The following is an 18,616-nucleotide window of genomic DNA, read 5'->3' as shown; positions in this document are numbered from 1 at the left end:
ATCTTAAGCTCCCGTTAGCCATGTTCGCCGAGGAGTCAGGACTTCATCGGAGACTCTCGTCCATGTCGCGTCAGGCCCTGCCCAGCGCCACTTCCGCCCACGCGCTGCAGACCGCGGCGCCGACCCCGGCCAGGCTGACCGCCGATTCCCTCGGCAAGTCGGGATCGACCGATGCGCTCGCCAAGCTCAACGGTGCGATCTCGGAACTGAAGGCGCTCTCGGCCGCGCCGATGCTGCAGCGGGCGGTGGACGCGCTCCGCGCCGAAGACGCCAAGACCGCCTGCGAATGGTCGCTTAAGGCCCTGGAGCAGGACGAGCACTCCGGCTTCGGCTGGTATCTCCTGGCCATCGCGCTGGAGCGGGCGGGCGACTTCGCCAATTCCATCCAGGCCTATGAATCGGCGCTGAAACTGCTGCCCGACCATGCCGAGATCGCCAACGACCTCGGCCGCCTCGCCTTCCGCCTCGGGATGACGCCCCAGGCCGAGAGCCTTTTCCGCCACTTCCTGTCCCGCTATCCCGAACATCCGGAAGGCTCCAACAACCTCGCCTGCGCGATCCGCGACCAGGGCCGTCACGCCGAGGCTGTCGAGATCCTGCGCCCGGCGATCGTCAAGACGCCCGAGATCGCAATGCTCTGGAACACCATGGGCACCGTGGTGTCTGACCAGGGCGACTTCGCCAACGCCATGGTGTTCTTCCAGGAAGCCCTGCGGCTCGACCGGCATTTCCCCAAGGCGCGCTACAACCTCGGCAACGCCAAGTTGCTGCTCGGCGACGCGGAGGGCGCGATCGTCGACTGCGAGGCGGCGATGGCCGGCGTCCTGGCCCAGGACGAGCGCCAGATGATGCGGCTCTCTCACTCGACCATCCTGATGGCGCTGGGCCGCATCGGCGAAGGCTGGGACGACTACGAGGCGCGCCTGCATCCGCAGTTCAACGAACGGACCCAGTTCATGTTCGACGGCCCCCGCTGGGAGCCCGGCTGCGACATCGAAGGCAAGACCCTGCTGGTGATCGGCGAGCAAGGCCTGGGCGACGAGGTGCTGTTCGCAAGCCAGCTGCCTGAGGTGATCGAGCGCCTGGGCCCCGCCGGACGCCTGATCCTGGCCGTGGAGGCCCGCTTGGTCCCGCTCTTCCAGCGCGCCTTCCCGACCGCCCAGGTGGGCGCCCACGCCACCTATATCGTCGGCGGCAGGTTGACGCGGGTGATCCCCTTCGTCGAGCATATCGTCGGGATCGACCTTTGGGCTCCAATGGGCTCGCTGCTGCGCGAGTTCCGCCGCTCGCTCGACGCCTTCCCGGCGCGCGACGCCTACCTGATCCCCGACCCGGCCCGCGTCGCCCACTGGCGCGAAGTGCTGAAGGGCGCGCCGGCCGGCCCGAAGGTCGGCCTGCTCTGGAAGAGCGCGGTCAACAAGGACTCCCGCCACCGCTATTTCTCACCCTTCGAGACCTGGGCGCCGGTGCTGGCGCAGAAGGGCGTCAGCTTCATCAACCTGCAGTACGGCGACTGCGCCGAGGAGCTGGCGACCGCTCGCCGCGATTTCGGGGTCGAGATCTGGACCCCGCCCGGCATCGACCTGAAACAGGACCTCGACGATGTCACCGCGCTCTGCTGCGCCATGGACCTGATCGTCGGCTTCTCCAACGCCACCCTGAACCTGGCGGCGGCAAGCGGCGTGCCGAACTTCCTGATCTCCACGCCCGGCGCCTGGCCGCGGCTGGGGACCGCGACCTATCCCTGGTACCCGAAGACCAAGGTCTTCCTGCCACCCAGCTTCGGCGCCTGGGAACCGGTGATGGCCGAGGTGGCCGACGCCGTGGGCGCCTTCGCCCGCGCCGCCAAAGCCGCCGCCAAAACCCCCGCCAAGACGCGCGCCAAGCGGCGCAGCTAGGCCGGAAGCTCGAAGCCCCGGGAAACAAGCCGCGCCCGGCTCGCCGCGCGCGTCGCCGCCCAGTCCGAGGCCAAGAGGCCGAGCCCCACCACGTCGGCCGGCGCCCCGTCCTTGCGCACGTGGCGGCGGAACAGGGCCTCGCGCTGGAAGCCGAAGCCTTCGTGCAGCCGCCAGACCGGCTCGTTGTCGACCAAGACCTCGCACCAGAGCTTGTTCAGGCCCAGCTCGCCGAACACGTGCTCGATCACCCAGTATTCGACGAAGGCCCCGATCCCCTGCCCCCGCGTCGAGGGGTCGGCCAGGTAGTAGGCCCAGGCGGTCCGCGCATGCTCGGGCGACAGGTCGTAGAGGTTGGCCAGCCCCACCGGCCGTCCGTCCGCCTCGATCACCCAGTAGCGGCGGCGTGGATCGGCCACGGCGGCGGCGAACCAGCGGGCGTGCTCCTCAGGCGTGATCTGGTGGTCGCTGTACATCCAGCGGGCGACCTCCGGCTGATTGCGCCAGGCGAGCAGCCGGTCGCGGTCGCCTTCTTCCAGGGGCCGCAGGACCACGTCTGGCGCGCTCACGGCTTGGCCCCCGAGGTGTTCACCGGCAGGGCCGCGATGGCGTCGGAGTCGAACGCCGGGTCGAACGGATAGAGCTGGGCGTAGACGTCGCGCACGAAGGCCAGGTCCTCGGGAAGGTCCACCGTCCAGCGTAGCATGGCGAGCGACTCGTGGCGCGCCACCCCGGCCAGGCGGAACAGCTCCGGCCGCCGGTAGACGTAAGGTGTCACGTGCTCGCGCTCATAGGGGTCGCGGGCCTGTTCGGCGGCGGCGACCAGGGCCGAGGGCCTGATGACCTCGGTGTCCAGCCCATGCGGATAGGTGCGGGTCCCGAGCGTGTTGGAGGTGTAGTCGGCCCCGGCCGCATGATGGTGGTCGATCACCCGGTCGATCAGCTCGGGATCGGCCAGCGGGCAGTCGGCGGTCAGCCGCACTACGGCCCTGGCCTCCGGATAGGCGCGCAGCGTGGTGCGGAACCGCTCGAGGACGTCGTCCAGGGGCCCGCGGAACACCCACAGGTCCAGGTTCTCGCAATAGGCGGCCAGGGCGTCGTCGCTGGGGTCGGTGCTGGTCGCCACCACCAGCTTATCGATGCGCTTCGCGCGGCGCAGACGCTCAACCTGGCGGCCGATCATCGGTTCGCCCAGCACCGAGGCCATCACCTTGCCGGGCAGCCGCGAGGAGCTCATTCGGGCCTGGAGGATGGCAAGGTTCAAAGCCGGCGGCGCCTCGTTGCGGAACCCCTGAGTAGCGCCGAATCCGGCCCCGCGACAACGCGCGCCGCGAAGCCGCTTGCATGACGCGTGACTGCCTTTAGGCTGGCGCAACCAAACAACTGTTCGAACGCGGGCCTTGGGGCCCGCCCCGGGAGCCCGAATGAGCCAGCGTTTCGAAGGCACTGACGACTATGTCGCCACGGAAGACCTGAAGGTCGCGGTCAACGCCGCCATCGCCCTGGAGCGCCCGCTGCTCATCAAGGGCGAGCCCGGCACCGGCAAGACGGTCCTGGCCTACGAGATCGCCAAGGCGCTGAAGGCCCCACTGATTACCTGGCACATCAAGTCGACCACCAAGGCCCACCAGGGGCTCTACGAGTACGACGCCGTCACCCGCCTGCGCGACAGCCAGCTCGGTGAAATCGGCGTCAAGGACGTCAAGAACTACATCAAGAAAGGCAAGCTCTGGGAGGCGTTCGAGAGCAAGGAACGCCCCGTCCTGCTGATCGACGAGATCGACAAGGCCGACATCGAGTTCCCCAACGACCTCCTGCAGGAGCTCGATCGGATGGAATTCTACGTCTACGAGACCAACGAGACGATCAAGGCCAAGGTCCGCCCGATCGTGCTGATCACCTCCAACAACGAAAAGGAGCTGCCCGACGCCTTCCTGCGCCGCTGCTTCTTCCACTACATCCGCTTCCCGGAAGCCGAGACGATGAACGAGATCGTCGAGGTGCACTATCCGAACATCAAGCAGAAGCTCGTCGCCGAGGCGCTGCGCATCTTCTACGACATGCGCAAGGTGCCGGGCCTGAAGAAGAAGCCGTCGACGTCGGAGCTGCTCGACTGGCTGAAGCTGCTGATGGTCGAGGATATCGACGCCGAGGCGCTGAAGGAAAAGGATCCGACCAAGCTGATCCCGCCGCTGCACGGCGCCCTGCTCAAGAACGAGCAGGACGTGCACCTCTTCGAGCGGCTGGCCTTCCTGGCGCGGCGCGAGGGCGCGGGCTCGCGTCCCGGCCAATAACTTGAGGGCGTAACTGGAGTTACGCCGAATTCACTCGCCATTTGAAGGGGCTCCGGTCACGTTCCTAGCCGAACGGACTGGAGCCTTTTTGCTATGAAGCCGCTGCTCTACCTCTCGGCCTGCGGGCTGGCGCTGATGTCCGCCGCCGCCTGCGCGCCCACAGCTCCGCCCACCGCGCGCGCGGCGCTCGACTGTCCCGCGAACCAGGGCGACCTCGAGCGCACCAGCATCTCGCCCGACAAGAAGACCTGCCTCTATGCGAGCCGCGACGGCGACCAGGTGTCTCTGCGCCTGATCCCGGTGTCCGCCAACTACGAGATGGCGCTGCAGCCGGTCGAACAGGAACTGCAGGCCGAGGTCCAGACCGACCAGGAGGCCGCCTCCGCCAAGGTGACGGTCGCTGCCGGCGACGCCAAGGCCGCGGCCGCCGACGCCAAGGCCGCCGCCGCCTCGGCCACCGAAGCCGAGAAGGCGGCCAGGCAGGCCGCCGAGGACGCCGGCCACGAACTCGCCGACGCCGACAAGGACGACAAGGACACGCCCCGCGGCGCGCACCCCGACCGCAACGAGCACGCCCACATCGACCTGCCGGGCATCCACATCGACGCCGACGATGACGGCAAGGCCGACGTCAATGTCGGCATGATCCACGTGAACGCCGGCGAGAACGGCGCGGTGGTGCGGATGTCCCGCGACGTGCGCCTGCGCGGCGAGGCCTTCTCGCGCGACAAGCGCGGTTTCCGCGCCACCTACATCCTGGCCAAGGACAACCTGAAGGACGGCTGGAAGACGGTGGGCTACGAGGCGGCCGGCCCCAAGGCGGGCCCGATCACCGTGGCGGTGGTCAAGGCCAGGACCGGCGACCACCACGACGTCTTCGACGACGTCAAACGCCTGGTCCGCCGGAACGGCGGGGTCTAGCCGAGGCTCAGCCGGCCGGCTGGACCTCCACGACCTTGTAGGTCAGGGGCCGGCCGTCCTCGTCGGTGACGGTGACGTATTCGCCGACCGCGAAGCGGTGCTCGCCCAGCCGGTGCAGCGGCTCGTCGTCCGCCACATCCTCGTCCTCATAGTCGAAGAACCAGCGCGAACCCCGTTTCGCCAGCCGCCCGTCGGCCGGATCCTCGTCCGGCGAGAACCGCCGCACCGTGCAGTTGTCGCGCGCCTTGGCGTAGGCCGCCTCGTCCAGGTGGCCGTCGTCGGTGAGCGGCGCGGTGAGCGCATAGCCGCGGTGGTCGTCGCCGCCGGCGAACTCCGTGCCGGGGTTCCGGGCAAGCCGCATGACGATGCGCGACAGGGTCATTGGAAATCCTCTTGGAAAGCTAATGAGATAAGAACAGCGACGGCTCGTCAGAGTTCAATAGCGTGCGCGTCGTTCCCCCAAATATGAACTCCTGCAGCCGGGGATGCCCGAAGGCCCCGGCCACCAGTATATCCGCTCCGGCCTTGCGCGCCGCATAGAGCAGCACCGGCGCGGCGTCGCCGCTGTCGGGCAGGATGTCGACCTCGGCATCGACGCCCCGCGCCGCATAGTAGGACTTGAGCCGTCCCGGATCGAAGCTGCGGGAACTGGCCTTGGGCGCCGCCAGGATCACCACCTTTGAGGCTTTTTCCAGGAGCGGCAGGGCCAGGCGCGCCGCGCGGCTGGCTTCCTTGCCGCCGTCCCAGGCCACCGCCACCGATCCGCCGACCTTCAGGCCCGGGCGGGCGATCAGCACCGGGCGCTGCTCGTCGGCGACCATCTGCTGAAAAGCCTCCGCCAGGGGCCCGCGGCCGCGGGCGGGGTCGGAGGAGAAGACCACCACGTCCGACAGGCGGCTTTCGGCCGACAATCCGGCCCAGACCGGGGTCTGCAGGGCGATGAACTGGCTCTTGGCGTAGGTCGAGGTGGCCATGGCGGCGCGCGCGCTGGTCTCGCCCGCCTGGGCGGCCTCCTTCAGGGATTCCAGCGCCGTGGTCTGCACCCCGCCCAGGAAGCCCTCGCCCATCCACGGCATGACGTCGGCCACGTCGGCGGGGGTGTAGACGCCGACCATCTCGGCCTGGAACGGCTCGGCCAGCATGACCGCGGCCGCCACCGTCGCTGCGTCGCCGGCGCCCCCGGACAACGGCGCCATGATACGCGCCCAGCTCATTGGTTCGGCTCCTTCAGCGTGAACTTCATGCGTCCCGCGCCTATGCTCGCTTCGATCGGCGCGAGCATAGGCCCGCATTGATCTTTGTCAGGCCATGGGTCAGTTCACGAGCTTGCCCCGGCCGGCTTGACTGTGGAGGGAATGCTTTCGTGAGGAAAGGGCTGCGTCGTTCGAAGCCGGAACCCCGCGCCTGGCAGAGAATGCTGTCCGGCCGGCGGCTGGACCTGCTCGACCCCTCGCCCATGGATATCGAGATCGAGGACATCGCCCACGGCCTGGCCCGCGTCGCCCGCTGGAACGGCCAGACGATCGGCGAGCACGCCTTCTCGGTGGCCCAGCATTCGGTGGTCGTCGAGGAGATCGTGGCCCACATCCAGCCCGATGTGGCGCCGCGCTGGCGGCTGGCCGCCCTGCTGCACGACGCCTCGGAATATGTGATCGGCGACATGATCTCGCCGTTCAAGGCCGCGCTCGGCGTGGACTATAGGACCTTCGAGGAGCGGCTGGAAACCGCGATCCACGTGCGTTTCGGCCTCCCCGCCAAGACGCCGGCGCCGATCAAGACGCTGATCAAGCAGGCGGACCGCGCCTGCGCCTTCTTCGAGGCGACCCAGCTCGCGGGCTTCAATCACGAGGAATCGCTCGCCTTCTTCGACGCCCCGCCGCCCGGCTACAGCCTGAAGATCGACCCGCAGCCGCCCGCTCTGGCGCAGCGGCGCTACGTCGAGCGCTTCCATGTCCTTTCCGAGGCCGCCGGCTATTCGCCCGTGGCCGCGGCCTTCGACACCGAATGAGCGTTTCGGCCAACAGCGCCATGGTCATCGGCCTCTCGGCGGTCGTGGTGGCCATCCAGGGCGACGACGCCGTCGTCCTGACCGTGCGTCCGCCGGGCGAGAGCCTGGAGGGCCTGCCTTTCGGCCCCTTCGATCCGCTCGGCCACCGCACCTTCGAACTGGCTATGCGGGCCTTCGTGACCGAGCAGACGCGGTTCACCCTGGGCTATGTCGAGCAGCTCTATACCTTCGGCGACAAGGGCCGCGACGCCCCGCTCGCCGACATGGGCGACATGGGGGGCGACCGCTCCGACCATGCGCGGGTGATCTCGGTCGGCTATCTGGCGCTGGCCACCGTGGCGGTGGACACCCATGCGCCAGGCTCCGAATGGCGGCCGTGGACCCGGTTCTTCCCCTACGAGGACTGGCGTGAGGGCCGTCCCGCCGCCCTGCCGCTGATCGAAGAGGCGCTACGCCGTTGGGCGGAGGGCGATGGCCAGCGCCTGGGCCGCGCGCGCCTGCTGTTCGCGCTCGACGGTGCGCCCTGGAACGAGGAACGGGTGCTGGAGCGCTATGAGCTGCTCTACGAGGCGGGTCTGGCGCGCGAGGCGGCCCGCGACCGCAGCGAGACGGCGACCGCCCTGCCCGCGCCCCTGGCCGCGGCGCTCGGCGAGCCGATGCTTTCCGACCACCGCCGGATCCTGGCGACCGCCGTCAGCCGCCTGCGCGGCAAGCTGAAGTACCGCCCGGTGGTCTTCGAACTGATGCCCGAGGCCTTCACGCTCTCGGCCCTGCAGCGCGCCGTCGAGGCCATCGCCGGCGTGCCGCTGCATAAGCAGAACTTCCGCCGCGCGCTGGAACGCGCCGAGCTGGTCGAGGGCCTGGGCCGCATGGACGCCGAGACCGGCGGACGGCCCGCCGAGCTGTTCCGATTCCGCCGCGAGATCCTGGGCGCGCGGCCGGTCTCCGGGCTCAGCCTTCCGCTCCTGCGGGACTAAGGCGTCCGCGGCGCGGCTTCAGCTTGGCGACATAGGGCAGCACGAACAGGTAGAGCCCGCTGAACAGCAGCAGGAAGAGCGGGATCAGGGCGAAGAGATACATCCAGGAGGGCGGCTGCTGACCCTTGTTCAGCATGAAGATGACGATGGTGTTGGCGATCACGCCCACCGTGAAGACGATGGACAGCCAGCGATGGAATTGTCGGATAAATCGGCTCAAGGAAACCTCCTGCGAGACAACTGTTGGGATAGGCGAGCGGCCGCAACCGCTCGCCGCTTGTGACGCGCCCTAGCGGGCCTCGATCAGCTTCCAGCCGTTGCCGGACGGATCGCGGAACGAGGCATCCACCGCGCCGTAGCGCTCCACTGGTTCCTGGGTGAATTCCACGCCGCTGCCCATCATCCGCGTGTGGGCGGCGCGAACGTCGTCGACCACCAGAACCAGCGGCGGCATGGCGCCCTTGGCCACGGCCTCTCGCAGGCTCTGGGCGGTCGCGGCGTCAACCAGCGGCGCCTGCGGGGTGAAAAGGCCGAGCTGGAAGCCCGGCTGATCGGGGTGCTGCACCGTCAGCCAGCGGTAATCGCCGTTCTTCGCGTCGGTGTGGACGCTGAACCCGAGCTTGCCGACATAGAACTCGACGGCCTCGTCCTGATCGCGGACGTACAGACCGACGACGCTGATAACTTGATTCATGGGACCTCCGTGTCTTCGGATCCGGTCTTAACCTCCGCCTCCAGTCGCCGCTTCTCCGAAACTGCGATCTTGAGATCGGGCCGATGGGCGGCGATGAGGTAGCAGGCTGGCGTCCGGTCGAACTGGCCCGGCGCGGCCTGTTCGCGCAGGCGCAGCTGGCCCGGAGCCTCCGCGGTGACGTCGCGAAAGGTCCGCCCGAAGGTCCCGAGGCTGTTCCAGCCCGTCTGGAACGCGATCTCCGTGACGGAGAGGTCCGTGTCGCGCAGCAGGGCCTTGGCCCGCTCGATCCGCCGGGTCAGCAGGTAGCGGTGCGGTGGGACGCCAAAGGCGTCACGGAACGATCGCGCGAAGTGGGCCTGCGAGACGCCGCTCACCCGCGCCAGCCGGCGGACCGGCCACGCCTCCTCCGAGGCGGCGTCCATCCGATCCTTGGCGCGCAGCAGGCGGCGCAGCAGTTCGGGGTCCATGGGCTGCCGGCCGTCGGTCTGGTTCGCCACGGAGCCTCGTCCCTCAGGCCGCGCTAGGCCGCCTCGCGCTCGGCCGGCGCCGGCGCCTTCTGCCGCTCCGCCCAGGCCGCTTTCAGGGAGGCGGAGGTGTCGCGGCTGCCGTCCGGGCTCCAGCCGGGCGGGCCGAACAGCCAGCCCAGGATGTGCCGCGGCGAGCGGACGATGTCCTGGGCGATCCCGATCCACTCGTGGAAGGCCACGCGGATGACGTTGAAGGTGCCGAGGTTGTGGACCAGGCCATAGCGGCAGGCCTCCTCGTCCAGCTCCGGCTGGAAGCTGCCGAACATCCGGTCCCAGATGATCAGGATGCCGGCGTAGTTGCGGTCGAGATAGCGCGGGTTGCGCGCGTGGTGCACCCGGTGATGCGAGGGCGTGTTGAACACCGCCTCGAACCAGCGCGGCATCCGGCGGATCGCCTCGGTGTGGATCCAGTACTGGTAGACGAGGCTGATCCCCTTCTGGATCGCCACCATGGCCGGCGGGAAGCCCAGCAGGGAGAGCGGCAGCCAGAGCAGCCAGGTGCCGGCGACGCCGCCCGTCCAGGTCTGCCTGAGCGCCGTGGAGAGATTGTAGTGCTGCGAGGAGTGGTGGTTGACGTGGCTCGCCCACCAGAACCGCCGTTCATGGCTGAGGCGGTGGAACCAGTAGTAGGTCAGGTCCTCCAGGAAGAAGACCGCGACCCAGGCCCAGACCGCGGTCATCGGGATGGTGAAAAACCGGTGCTGATAGATCCACATCGCCGCTGCGAAGCTGATCCCCGCGACCGGCAGGCCCGAGAGCGAGGACAACAGGCCCATGGTCAGCGAGGTCGCGGTGTCCTTGGTCTCGTAGCGGGCGTCGAGCTTGCCGAACCGAGCCAGGACGATTTCCAGGATGACGGTGAGGATGAAGAACGGGGTGGCCAGGGTGACCGGGTCGAAGGCGGCCTTCATGCCGCCAACTCCTTCTGCGGACCCGTGGGCGGCCAGGCCTCGAGCGCGATCACCGCCTTGGGCGCGGCGACGTCGGCCAGGTCGATGCTGATCCGTCCGTCCTTGAAGCTGGCGGCCAGCGCCTGGGCCCAGGGGAGCTGGCGGGCCACATAGCCGTCGCCCATCCTGCAGAGCACCAGGGCCATGGCGCCGGACTTGGCCACCGCCCCGGCGCCGTCGACGGCGATCCAGAGGCCTTCCAGGGCGCGGCCGGGGAATTCCTCGGCGAGCTGGCGGCGGGCGCGGGCGTCGTCCAGCGGCAGGGCTGGCCGCGCGATATTGGCCCAGGCGGCCAGCGCCACCAGCACGGCCACCGCAAGGCCGGACGCCGCCAGCTGGACGAAAAAGGCTTGGTTCAAGGGGTCGCTCCTCCGCGAGGCGCGAAATTGGGCGCTGGGCGCCCTTCCGGTCAAGAAAAAGCCCTCCCGAGACCGGGAGGGCTTTCCGACGCAGGCTTGAGGCCCGCGGACCTAGAACTTGCGGACGTAGGCCACCGACCAGACGTTGGCGTCGCCATTGTTGTGCTGGAACGCCTCGCGCGTGTAGTCGACGCGGACGCCGTTCTGGCCGTCGAAGGTGTATTGGCCGCCCACCCCGTAGTTCCAGGAATCGCCCTTAGCCGTCGCGGTGACGCCGGGGACGGAGCCCGACCCTTGCGAGTGGCCATAGCCGACGCGCGCCAGGAGGTCGAAGTTCGGCGAGATCGGCAGGAAGCCCACGCCGTAGATCGCCTCCTGATGGTCCAGCTTCACCTTCACGTCCGTGCCGCCGACATTGACCTTGTCGTCCTTCACGCCGCCGGAGAGTTCGCCCTCGACGCCGAAGTACTGGCCAAACCGCGCGCCGAGCCGTCCCTGGATCGCGCCGAGATTGACGTGATCGAGGTCGGTGTCGGCGTAGCCGAGGGTTCCGTAGAAGGTGGTTCCGGAGGTGGCGGCGGTCTGGGCCGAGGCGGCGGCCGGCAGCAGGGCGGCGAGCGCCAGGGCCGAGGCGGCGGTGATCAAAGCTTTCATCTGGATTTCGTCCTTAGTGTACGCGAACAGCCCAACCCAACTGGGGTTCGGCTCCAAACGCGGCCACCGGTTGTCGGTTCGGCCTTATTGATATGGCGAACGCCGTATGTGGCTCGCCGGCCACGCGGGGGCGCCGGCCACTAGCCGCCGAGCGCTCCGGGCGTGCTATCACTCGGACTTCGCCGCCGGAGACGCCCCCTTGCCGCAAGCCGTGATCGCCGCCACCGGCCTCTACACGCCGCCTCACAGCCTCTCGAACGCTGAGCTGGTGGAGACCTTCAACACCTATGTGGCGCGCTTCAACGAGACCAACGCCGAGGCCATTGCCGCCGGCGAGATCGCCGCCCTCACGCCCTCCTCCGTGGAGTTCATCGAGAAGGCCTCGGGCATCAAGGCGCGCTATGTGGTCGACAAGTCGGGCCTGGTCGATCCGGAGCTGATGCGGCCGCAGATCCCCGAACGCTCCAACGACGAACTGTCGGTGCTGGCCGAGATGGCGGTCGAGGCGGCCAGGGACGCCATCGCCCGCTGGGGCAAGCCCGCGAGCGAGATCGGGGCGGTGATCTGTGCGGCCTCCAACATGCAGCGCGCCTATCCGGCCATGGCCATCGAGGTGCAGCAGGCGCTCGGCATCGACGGCTTCGCCTTCGACATGAACGTCGCCTGCTCCTCGGCCACCTTCGGCATCAAGACCGCGGCGGACTTCGTGGCGTCGGGCTCGGCCAAGGCGGTGCTGATGGTCAATCCGGAGATCTGCTCGGGCCACCTCAACTTCCGCGACCGCGACAGCCACTTCATCTTCGGCGACGTGGCGACCGCCGTGATCGTCGAGAACGAGGAACAGGCGCCAAAGTCCGGCGAGAACGCCGGCTGGGACATCCTTGGAACCCGCCTGCGCACCCAGTTCTCCAACAACATCCGCAACAACTTCGGCTTCCTGAACCGCGCCGCCCCCGAGGGCGTCGGCGCCGTCGACAAGCTCTTCGTGCAGGAGGGCCGAAAGGTGTTCCGCGAGGTCGTGCCGCTGGTCTCCGAGATGATCGTCGAACACGCCGGCGATCTCGGCATCGACCCGACGGGGCTGAAGCGCCTGTGGCTGCACCAGGCCAACATCAACATGAACGAGTTCATCGGCCGCCGGGTGCTCGGCCGCGAGCCGGCGCCGGGCGAGAACGTCATCATCCTCGACGAATTCGCCAACACCTCCTCGGCCGGCTCGATCATCGCCTTCCACCGCGCCAACGACGACTTCGCCAGGGGCGAGACCGGCCTGATCTGCTCCTTCGGCGCCGGCTACTCCGCCGGCACGGTGTTCGTCCGGAAGCGCTAGGGCGTGGGCGCCGCCGGACTTGCGGGCGGCGTCGGCGGATGGGTCGCCTTCCAGTCCATCATCGCCCGCACCCGCGCGCCGACCGACGGGTGATCGTAGAAGATGAACTCCTCGACCCTCGAGGGGCTCGAGGCGCGGTATTCGATGGTCTTCACCAGCGCCTTGGCCAGTCCGTCCGGCTCGTTGAAGTGCACCACCGAGAAGTGGTCGGCGTCGGACTCCGCCCAGCGGCTCATGGTGTTGCTGATCGGGGTGGCGAGCAGGCTCATCACGGCAAACAGGATGCCCAGCACCGGCAGGCCCGCGGGGTCGGCGATCCCCGTCACGCCCTTGGCCCCCAGGAGCCGCACGGCGGCCGGGAACAGGCGGCTTGCCAGGAACAGGGCCGCGAGGGTCATCAGCCCGGTCTCGAGGTCGCCCAGCAGCACGTGCTTGCGAACATAGTGGCCCATCTCGTGGCCGACGACGCCGCGCACCTCGGCAAGGTCGGCGTCCTTCTTGAACATCACGTCGCTCATCGCCACCCGGCCGAAGCCGAACAGGCCGCCGGCGTTGGCGGTGTAGCGGTTGGACTGCTTGGAGCCGTCGTAGATCAGGATCTTGTCCGAGGGGACGCCGACCTGCTTGGCCATGGCCACGACCTCGTCGCGCACCGGTCCGGGCGGGGCGGGCTTGTAGCTGTTGAACAGCGGCTCGATCAGCAAGAGCTGGGCGATGAAGAACACCAGCGACACCACCGTCACGCCGGCCGCGCCCCACAGCCACCAGGTCTTCGGCGCACGTCGGATGATCCAGTAGAGCAGCGAGAAGATGATCAGCGACGAGATCAGGCCGATGAAGATCTTCAGCCCGTGCTCGCCCAGCCAGCCGGAAAAGGCGCGGCTGGTCAGGCCGTAGCTCTTCTCGCGCCACCAGTTGGAATAGGCGTCCCAGGGCAGCGACAGCAGGCTCTCGACCACGCCGTCGACAACGACCACCGCCGCCACCGCCAGCCAGGGACGCGGCTTTCGCCCTTCGACGCCCGCCCGCACCCGCACCAGCACGCCGCTCTTGATCACCAGCCAGGAGACGAGGACGCTGACCAGCGTCGCCCACAGCAGAACCCAGTGGCCGCCCTGCGTGTAGGCCGTCGCCTTGGCGTGAGCCTCCGGCGACAGCGTCGCCAGATAGGCGGCCGTCGCCGCGGCCGGATCGAATCCCTGGGCCATGAAAGCCTCCCCCGTTTCCCTCGTGGCGAGAAGAGGCCAGAGATTGCGGCGCTTGTCAGGCCCGAAACCGCGCTAGGCTGACTGTCACAATCAGGAGTCGCCTATGAAGCTCTTCGCCGCCGCCTCTCTCGCGGTCCTCGCCGCCGCCAGCCTCGGGGCGGCCAAGGCGCCGGCGCCCGCCTATGATGTCGTCATCCGCGGCGGCGAGATCCTCGATGGCTCTGGCGGCAAGCCGGTCCACGGCGACGTGGCGGTCAAGGGCGACCGCATCGCCTACGTCGGCCCCCATGCGCCGGGCCGCGGCAAGACGGAGATCGACGCCAAGGGCAAGGCGATCGCGCCCGGCTTCATCAACATGCTCTCCCACTCCGAGGACAGCTTCATGGCCGACGGCCGGGGCCTCTCGGAACTTCGCCAGGGCGTGACGCTGGAGGTGATGGGCGAAGGCAGCTCCGTCGGGCCGCTGACGCCGAAGATGCAGAAGCTGGAGGAGCAGCGGGAGCACGACATCAAGTTCCCGGTCACCTGGTCGACCCTCGACCAGGGCCTGCAGGCCTTCGTCGACCGCGGCGTCTCGCTCAACGTCGCCTCCTTCGTGGGCGCGGCGACCGTGCGGGTGCATGTGCTGGGCGAGGACGACGTCCAGCCGACGCCGGCGCAGCTTGCCCAGATGCGGACCCTGGTGCGCCAGGCCATGGAGGACGGCGCCATGGGCGTCGGCTCGGCGCTGATCTATGCGCCGGGCACATTCGCCAGGACCGACGAACTGGCCGCGCTGACCACCGAGGCCGGCCGCTGCGGCGGCTACTACATCAGCCACATGCGTTCCGAAGGCGACCGTATCCTGGAGGCCACCGACGAGCTGATCGAGATCTCGCGGCGCTCCGGCGCGCCGGCCGAGGTCTTCCACATGAAGACCTCCGGCAAGGACAACTGGGACAAGGAAGACGCCTTCATCGCCCGCATCGTGGCCGCGCGCGCCAAGGGCCAGCGGATCACCGCGGACATGTACACCTACCCGGCTTCCTCCACCGGCTTCGACGCAGCCATGCCGACCTGGGTGCAGGCGGGCGGCGTTGAGGCCTGGATCGCGCGGCTGAAGGACCCGGCCACCCGCGCCAAGGTGCTGGCCGAGATGCACGAGGACCACCCCAAGACCTGGGAGAACTCCTACCGCCAGGCGGGCCCCGACGGCACCCTGCTGGTCGGCTTCAAGTCGGCGGCGCTGAAGCCCTTGACCGGCAAGACCTTGGCGCAGGTCGCCAAGGAACGCGGGACCAGCCCTGAGGACACCATCCTCGACCTGATCATCGCCGACGGCAGCCGCATCCAGGTGGTTTATTCCTCGATGAGCGAGGCCAATGTGACCAGGCAGATGAAACTGCCCTGGGTCAGTTTCGGCTCCGACGCTTCGGCCCAGGCGCCGGAGGGCGTCTTCCTGCTCTCCTCGACCCACCCGCGCGCCTACGGCAACTTCGTACGCGTGCTCGGGAAGTACGCGCGCGACGAGAAGACCGTCACGCTGCCGGAGGCCGTGCGGCGCCTGGCCGCCCTCCCCGCCCACAATCTCGGCCTGCACGACCGGGGCCTCTTGAAGGCCGGCTATTACGCCGACGTGGTGGTGTTCGATCCCGAGACGGTCACCGATCACGGAACATTCCTGAAGCCGCAACAGCTCGCCACCGGGGTCACCGACGTGCTGGTCAACGGCCAGCCGGTGCTGAGGGACAGCGAGGCCACCGGCGCCCACGCCGGCCGGGTGGTGCGCGGGCGCGGCTGGAAGGGCTGGAAGGACGGCGGCTGCCGAGCCTCTGCGAAGGACTGGACCTGGTGAAACCGATGCTCCGCGGCGTCGTCGCCGCCCTCGCCCTGCTGACCGCTGCTCCGGCCGCCGCCGCGACCATACCGACGCAGCTGCCCACCGGCGTCGAGCCGGTAGCCTACGACCTTGCGGTCACGCCCGACGCCGCCAAACTCACCTTCAGCGGCCACGTCGCCGTCACCGTCGACGTCGCGCGGCCCATGACGGCCCTGACCCTTAACGCCGTCGATCTGACCATCACCCACGCTACGCTGGACGGGGCGCCGGCGACCGCCGTCCTGGACGCCCAGGCCCAGACCGCGGCCTTCGCCACCGGCCGGACCGTCGTCCGCGGCCGTCACGTGCTCGCCATCGACTACACGGCCAGGATCAACGACAGCGCCTCGGGGCTCTTCCACGTGGACTATGCAGGCGGCCGGATGCTTGCGACGCAGTTCGAGCCGGCCGACGCGCGCCGCTTCCTGCCGGTCTTCGACGAGCCCGCGAAGAAGGCGGTGTTCACGGTCTCCGCCGTCGTGCCGAAAGACCAGATGGCCGTCTCCAACATGCCGGAGGCCGCCAGCGAGGACCTGCCCGGCGGACTGAAGCTCGTCCGCTTCAAGCCGACGCCGAAGATGAGCTCTTACCTGCTGTTCTTCGGGGCCGGCGACCTGGTGCGGCTGAGCCGTGAGGTCGAGGGCGTCACCGTCAGCGTGGTGATCCGGCGCGGCGAGACCGAGAAGGCCCGCTACGCCCTCGATGCCGCGAGCCAGCTCCTGCCCTACTACAACGACTACTTCGGCCGGAAATACCCGCTGCCGAAGCTCGACCTGGTGGCCGCCCCTGGCGACGTCTCCGGCTCCATGGAGAACTGGGGGGCGATCCTCTTCAGCCAGACCAATGTGATCTTCGACCCCAAGCTCTCCAGCGCCCGCGACCAGCAGGTCGTCTACCGGGTCATCGCCCACGAGATGGCGCACCTGTGGTCCGGCGACCTGGTCACCATGGCCTGGTGGGACGACCTGTGGCTGAACGAGGGCTTCGCGAGCTGGATGTCGTCGAAGGCCACCGACCATTTCCATCCGGAGTGGCGCGCCCTGCTGAGCGCGATCGGCGACAAGGACGAGGCCATGCTGCTCGACGCGCGGCCCTCGACCCATCCGATCGTGCGGCGCATCGCGACCGTCGCCCAGGCCGAGCAGGCGTTCGACGCGATCACCTACAAGAAGGGCGAGGCCGTGATCCGGATGCTCGAGGCCTACGCCGGCCCGGACGCCTGGCGGGACGGGGTGCGCGCCTACATGGCCGAGCACGCCTACGGCTCGGCGACCAGCAACGACCTCTGGCGGGCGATCGACAGGGCGGCGGGCAAGTCGGTGTCGGCTGTTGCGCGGGACTTCACGACCCAGCCGGGCGTCCCCCTGATCCATGTGGCGAGCACGGGATCCGGCGAAGTCCTCACCGAGCGCCATCTGGCGAGCGACGCTCAGGCCGCGGCGATCACGGTCGCGACCAGCCAGCGCGACATCGAGGAGCGGGACGCCAGCCTGCTGTCGTGGCGCGCGCCGGTGCGTATCCAGCCGGCGAACGGCGGTCCGGCCGGCGAGCGGCTGGTCTCGCGGACCTCCCCTCAGTCGGCCGGCCTGGGCGACGTGGTCAATGCGGGCCAGGGCGGCTATTTCCGCGTCGCCTACGATCCGTCTTCGTTCAGCGCCATCGCTCAGCGGTTTGGTCGCCTTGGCGCGGCGGATCAGTTCGGTCTCCTGAAGGACAGCCTGGCGCTCGGCATGGCCGGCGAAACCCCGATCACCAACTACCTGCGCCTGAGCGCGGCCCTGCCGGTCGACGCCGATCCCCTGGTGTGGCTCGAGCAGGCGCGGACGCTGGCCGGTATCGACAGCTTCTATGCGCCAGGCGCGCCGCGCGCGGCGTTCCGCGCCTGGACGTTCCGCCTGCTGGAGCCCGAGCTGGTCCGGATCGGCTTCGACGCCCGCCCGGGCGAGCCGGTCGCCGACGCGGTATTGCGCGAAACCCTGCTTCTGGCGCTCACCCAGATCGGCGACCCCAAGGTGCGCGTGGAGGCGCGCAAGCGCTTCGAGGCGGCCCACGGCGATCTGTCGAGGCTGGCCTCCAGCGAACGGCGCTGGGTGCTGGTAGGAACCGCGCGCTCGGCGGACGCGCCGATCTTCACGGCGCTTCGCGGCCTCGCCCGCGCGGCCCGCGACCCTCTGGAGCGGAATGAACTCTACACCGACCTGGCGACGGTCGAGGATGAGACCCTGGCCCACGAGGTCCTAACCCTGGCGCTCTCCGACGAGGCGCCGACCAATTTCGCCCCCTTGCTGGTCCGCGACGTGGCCGCCGAGCACCCGGCGCTCGCCTGGCGGTTCACGCTGGACAACCTGCCGGCCATCACCCGAAACCTGGACGCGCTCGGCCGCTCGACCTTCGTACCGCGAATTGCGGCCTCGTCGAACGATGCGAAGCTCGCCGCGGAGCTTGCGGCCTACGCGGCCAAGAATATCCCCCCGGACGCCCAGGGCGAGGTCAGGATCGCGCTCGCCCAGATCCGCAACAACGTCGACATCCAGGCCCGGCGACTGCCGCAGATCAACGCCTGGATCGTGAGCCCCCGCTAGCGGCTAGCGGTCCTTCTCGCGCTCGCCGATGGCGGCTTGCGCGGCGGCCAGGCGGGCGATCGGCACGCGGTAGGCCGAGCAGCTGACGTAATCCAGGCCGATCTCTTCACAGAAGGCGATCGAGGCCGGGTCGCCGCCGTGCTCGCCGCAGATGCCGAGCTTGACGTCGGGCCGGGCCGCGCGGCCGCGCTCGGCGGCGATGCGGATCAGGTCGCCGACGCCCTCCTGGTCGAGGGAGACGAAGGGGTCCTTCTCGAAGATGCCCTTGTCGATATAGGCGTTGAGGAACCGGCCGGAGTCGTCACGGCTGATGCCGAAGGTGGTCTGGGTCAGGTCGTTGGTGCCGAAGGAGAAGAACT

Annotated in this window: 19 protein-coding genes and 1 pseudogene; 8 read left to right on the top strand and 12 right to left on the bottom strand. The window is 69.0% G+C overall.

From position 1 onward, the window contains the following. Window positions 1-62: 62 nt before the first annotated feature. Window positions 63-1,898: a tetratricopeptide repeat protein gene (locus ACESMY_RS20020; RefSeq protein ID WP_372786383.1), complete on the top strand. Its 1,836-nt coding sequence runs from the start codon at window positions 63-65 to the stop codon at window positions 1,896-1,898. Here ACESMY_RS20020 and pseH read toward each other — a convergent pair. Further along, window positions 1,895-2,464: a UDP-4-amino-4,6-dideoxy-N-acetyl-beta-L-altrosamine N-acetyltransferase gene (gene pseH, locus ACESMY_RS20015; protein WP_372786382.1), complete on the bottom strand. Its 570-nt coding sequence runs from the start codon at window positions 2,462-2,464 to the stop codon at window positions 1,895-1,897. The genes ACESMY_RS20020 and pseH overlap by 4 nt on opposite strands. After that, a complete protein-coding gene (locus tag ACESMY_RS20010; protein WP_372786381.1) occupies window positions 2,461-3,159 on the bottom strand; it encodes a cytidylyltransferase domain-containing protein in 699 nt (232 codons plus the stop codon). The genes pseH and ACESMY_RS20010 overlap by 4 nt, the downstream gene beginning before the upstream one ends. A 160-nt stretch (window positions 3,160-3,319) precedes the next feature. Between ACESMY_RS20010 and ACESMY_RS20005 the strand changes: the two genes are divergently transcribed. Both ACESMY_RS20005 and ACESMY_RS20000 read left to right on the top strand, forming a co-directional pair. After that, window positions 3,320-4,189, top strand: coding sequence for an AAA family ATPase (locus ACESMY_RS20005; protein WP_372786380.1), 870 nt, complete (start codon window positions 3,320-3,322; stop codon window positions 4,187-4,189). Window positions 4,190-4,282: 93 nt separating this feature from the next. Further along, complete coding sequence (locus ACESMY_RS20000; RefSeq protein WP_372786379.1) at window positions 4,283-5,110, top strand: hypothetical protein; 828 nt, start codon at window positions 4,283-4,285, stop codon at window positions 5,108-5,110. A gap of 7 nt (window positions 5,111-5,117) precedes the next feature. On the opposite strand, the gene ACESMY_RS19995 is transcribed toward ACESMY_RS20000, so the two are convergent. Continuing rightward, the gene (locus ACESMY_RS19995) at window positions 5,118-5,492 is read right to left on the bottom strand and encodes a hypothetical protein (RefSeq protein ID WP_372786378.1); all 375 of its coding nucleotides are present in this window, start codon (window positions 5,490-5,492) and stop codon (window positions 5,118-5,120) included. A gap of 19 nt (window positions 5,493-5,511) precedes the next feature. Then, the gene (locus ACESMY_RS19990; protein ID WP_372786377.1) at window positions 5,512-6,324 is read right to left on the bottom strand and encodes a universal stress protein; all 813 of its coding nucleotides are present in this window, start codon (window positions 6,322-6,324) and stop codon (window positions 5,512-5,514) included. A gap of 149 nt (window positions 6,325-6,473) precedes the next feature. On the opposite strand from ACESMY_RS19990, the gene ACESMY_RS19985 reads away from it, so the two are divergent. Then, on the top strand, window positions 6,474-7,118 hold the full coding sequence (locus tag ACESMY_RS19985) for a YfbR-like 5'-deoxynucleotidase (RefSeq protein WP_372786376.1): 645 nt from the start codon (window positions 6,474-6,476) through the stop codon (window positions 7,116-7,118). Beyond that, window positions 7,060-8,095 (top strand): annotated as a pseudogene (locus ACESMY_RS19980) (NAD regulator). Before ACESMY_RS19985 ends, ACESMY_RS19980 begins: the two are co-directional and overlap by 59 nt. On the opposite strand, the gene ACESMY_RS19975 reads toward ACESMY_RS19980, so the two are convergent. The 6 genes from ACESMY_RS19975 to ACESMY_RS19950 all read right to left on the bottom strand — a co-directional run bounded on the left by ACESMY_RS19975 (window position 8,070) and on the right by ACESMY_RS19950 (window position 11,279). Beyond that, window positions 8,070-8,315: a hypothetical protein gene (locus ACESMY_RS19975; protein ID WP_372786375.1), complete on the bottom strand. Its 246-nt coding sequence runs from the start codon at window positions 8,313-8,315 to the stop codon at window positions 8,070-8,072. The pseudogene ACESMY_RS19980 and the gene ACESMY_RS19975 overlap by 26 nt on opposite strands. Before the next feature lie 69 nt (window positions 8,316-8,384). Next, window positions 8,385-8,789, bottom strand: a complete 405-nt coding sequence (locus tag ACESMY_RS19970; RefSeq protein ID WP_372786374.1) for a VOC family protein — start codon at window positions 8,787-8,789, stop codon at window positions 8,385-8,387. Beyond that, complete coding sequence (locus ACESMY_RS19965; RefSeq protein ID WP_372786373.1) at window positions 8,786-9,286, bottom strand: helix-turn-helix transcriptional regulator; 501 nt, start codon at window positions 9,284-9,286, stop codon at window positions 8,786-8,788. The genes ACESMY_RS19970 and ACESMY_RS19965 overlap by 4 nt, the downstream gene beginning before the upstream one ends. A gap of 23 nt (window positions 9,287-9,309) precedes the next feature. Continuing rightward, on the bottom strand, window positions 9,310-10,227 hold the full coding sequence (locus ACESMY_RS19960) for a sterol desaturase family protein (RefSeq protein WP_372786372.1): 918 nt from the start codon (window positions 10,225-10,227) through the stop codon (window positions 9,310-9,312). Further along, window positions 10,224-10,625, bottom strand: coding sequence for a hypothetical protein (locus tag ACESMY_RS19955; RefSeq protein WP_372786371.1), 402 nt, complete (start codon window positions 10,623-10,625; stop codon window positions 10,224-10,226). Before ACESMY_RS19955 ends, ACESMY_RS19960 begins: the two co-directional genes overlap by 4 nt. A gap of 111 nt (window positions 10,626-10,736) precedes the next feature. Continuing rightward, on the bottom strand, window positions 10,737-11,279 hold the full coding sequence (locus tag ACESMY_RS19950; protein WP_372786370.1) for a porin family protein: 543 nt from the start codon (window positions 11,277-11,279) through the stop codon (window positions 10,737-10,739). 199 nt (window positions 11,280-11,478) lie between these two features. On the opposite strand from ACESMY_RS19950, the gene ACESMY_RS19945 reads away from it, so the two are divergent. After that, complete coding sequence (locus ACESMY_RS19945; RefSeq protein WP_372786369.1) at window positions 11,479-12,609, top strand: beta-ketoacyl-ACP synthase III; 1,131 nt, start codon at window positions 11,479-11,481, stop codon at window positions 12,607-12,609. Here ACESMY_RS19945 and ACESMY_RS19940 read toward each other — a convergent pair. Continuing rightward, on the bottom strand, window positions 12,606-13,817 hold the full coding sequence (locus ACESMY_RS19940; RefSeq protein WP_372786368.1) for a M48 family metalloprotease: 1,212 nt from the start codon (window positions 13,815-13,817) through the stop codon (window positions 12,606-12,608). The genes ACESMY_RS19945 and ACESMY_RS19940 overlap by 4 nt on opposite strands. A 103-nt stretch (window positions 13,818-13,920) precedes the next feature. On the opposite strand from ACESMY_RS19940, the gene ACESMY_RS19935 reads away from it, so the two are divergent. Both ACESMY_RS19935 and ACESMY_RS19930 read left to right on the top strand, forming a co-directional pair. Then, a complete protein-coding gene (locus ACESMY_RS19935) occupies window positions 13,921-15,651 on the top strand; it encodes an amidohydrolase family protein (RefSeq protein ID WP_372786367.1) in 1,731 nt (576 codons plus the stop codon). 5 nt (window positions 15,652-15,656) lie between these two features. Continuing rightward, the gene (locus ACESMY_RS19930; RefSeq protein ID WP_372786407.1) at window positions 15,657-18,257 is read left to right on the top strand and encodes a M1 family metallopeptidase; all 2,601 of its coding nucleotides are present in this window, start codon (window positions 15,657-15,659) and stop codon (window positions 18,255-18,257) included. 3 nt (window positions 18,258-18,260) lie between these two features. Here ACESMY_RS19930 and ACESMY_RS19925 read toward each other — a convergent pair. Then, a partial coding sequence (locus ACESMY_RS19925; protein ID WP_372786366.1) for a putative PEP-binding protein occupies window positions 18,261-18,616 on the bottom strand: 356 nt, incomplete at its 5' end.

It is taken from the genome of Phenylobacterium sp. (genome assembly GCF_041691455.1).
In the GTDB taxonomy this organism is placed as follows: domain Bacteria; phylum Pseudomonadota; class Alphaproteobacteria; order Caulobacterales; family Caulobacteraceae; genus Phenylobacterium.
This window is presented reverse-complemented; position numbering and strand designations above follow the sequence as displayed.

What these genes read in the sequence shown, in the direction of transcription:
- ACESMY_RS19950 (WP_372786370.1), bottom strand. Translation starts at nt 11,279, where the DNA reads ATGAAAGCTTTGATCACCGCCGCCTCGGCCCTGGCGCTCGCCGCCCTG.
- ACESMY_RS20000 (WP_372786379.1), top strand. Translation starts at nt 4,283, where the DNA reads ATGAAGCCGCTGCTCTACCTCTCGGCCTGCGGGCTGGCGCTGATGTCC.
- ACESMY_RS19995 (WP_372786378.1), bottom strand. Translation starts at nt 5,492, where the DNA reads ATGACCCTGTCGCGCATCGTCATGCGGCTTGCCCGGAACCCCGGCACG.
- ACESMY_RS19930 (WP_372786407.1), top strand. Translation starts at nt 15,657, where the DNA reads ATGCTCCGCGGCGTCGTCGCCGCCCTCGCCCTGCTGACCGCTGCTCCG.
- ACESMY_RS19970 (WP_372786374.1), bottom strand. Translation starts at nt 8,789, where the DNA reads ATGAATCAAGTTATCAGCGTCGTCGGTCTGTACGTCCGCGATCAGGAC.
- ACESMY_RS19940 (WP_372786368.1), bottom strand. Translation starts at nt 13,817, where the DNA reads ATGGCCCAGGGATTCGATCCGGCCGCGGCGACGGCCGCCTATCTGGCG.
- ACESMY_RS19990 (WP_372786377.1), bottom strand. Translation starts at nt 6,324, where the DNA reads ATGAGCTGGGCGCGTATCATGGCGCCGTTGTCCGGGGGCGCCGGCGAC.
- ACESMY_RS19935 (WP_372786367.1), top strand. Translation starts at nt 13,921, where the DNA reads ATGAAGCTCTTCGCCGCCGCCTCTCTCGCGGTCCTCGCCGCCGCCAGC.
- ACESMY_RS20020 (WP_372786383.1), top strand. Translation starts at nt 63, where the DNA reads ATGTCGCGTCAGGCCCTGCCCAGCGCCACTTCCGCCCACGCGCTGCAG.
- ACESMY_RS19960 (WP_372786372.1), bottom strand. Translation starts at nt 10,227, where the DNA reads ATGAAGGCCGCCTTCGACCCGGTCACCCTGGCCACCCCGTTCTTCATC.
- ACESMY_RS20005 (WP_372786380.1), top strand. Translation starts at nt 3,320, where the DNA reads ATGAGCCAGCGTTTCGAAGGCACTGACGACTATGTCGCCACGGAAGAC.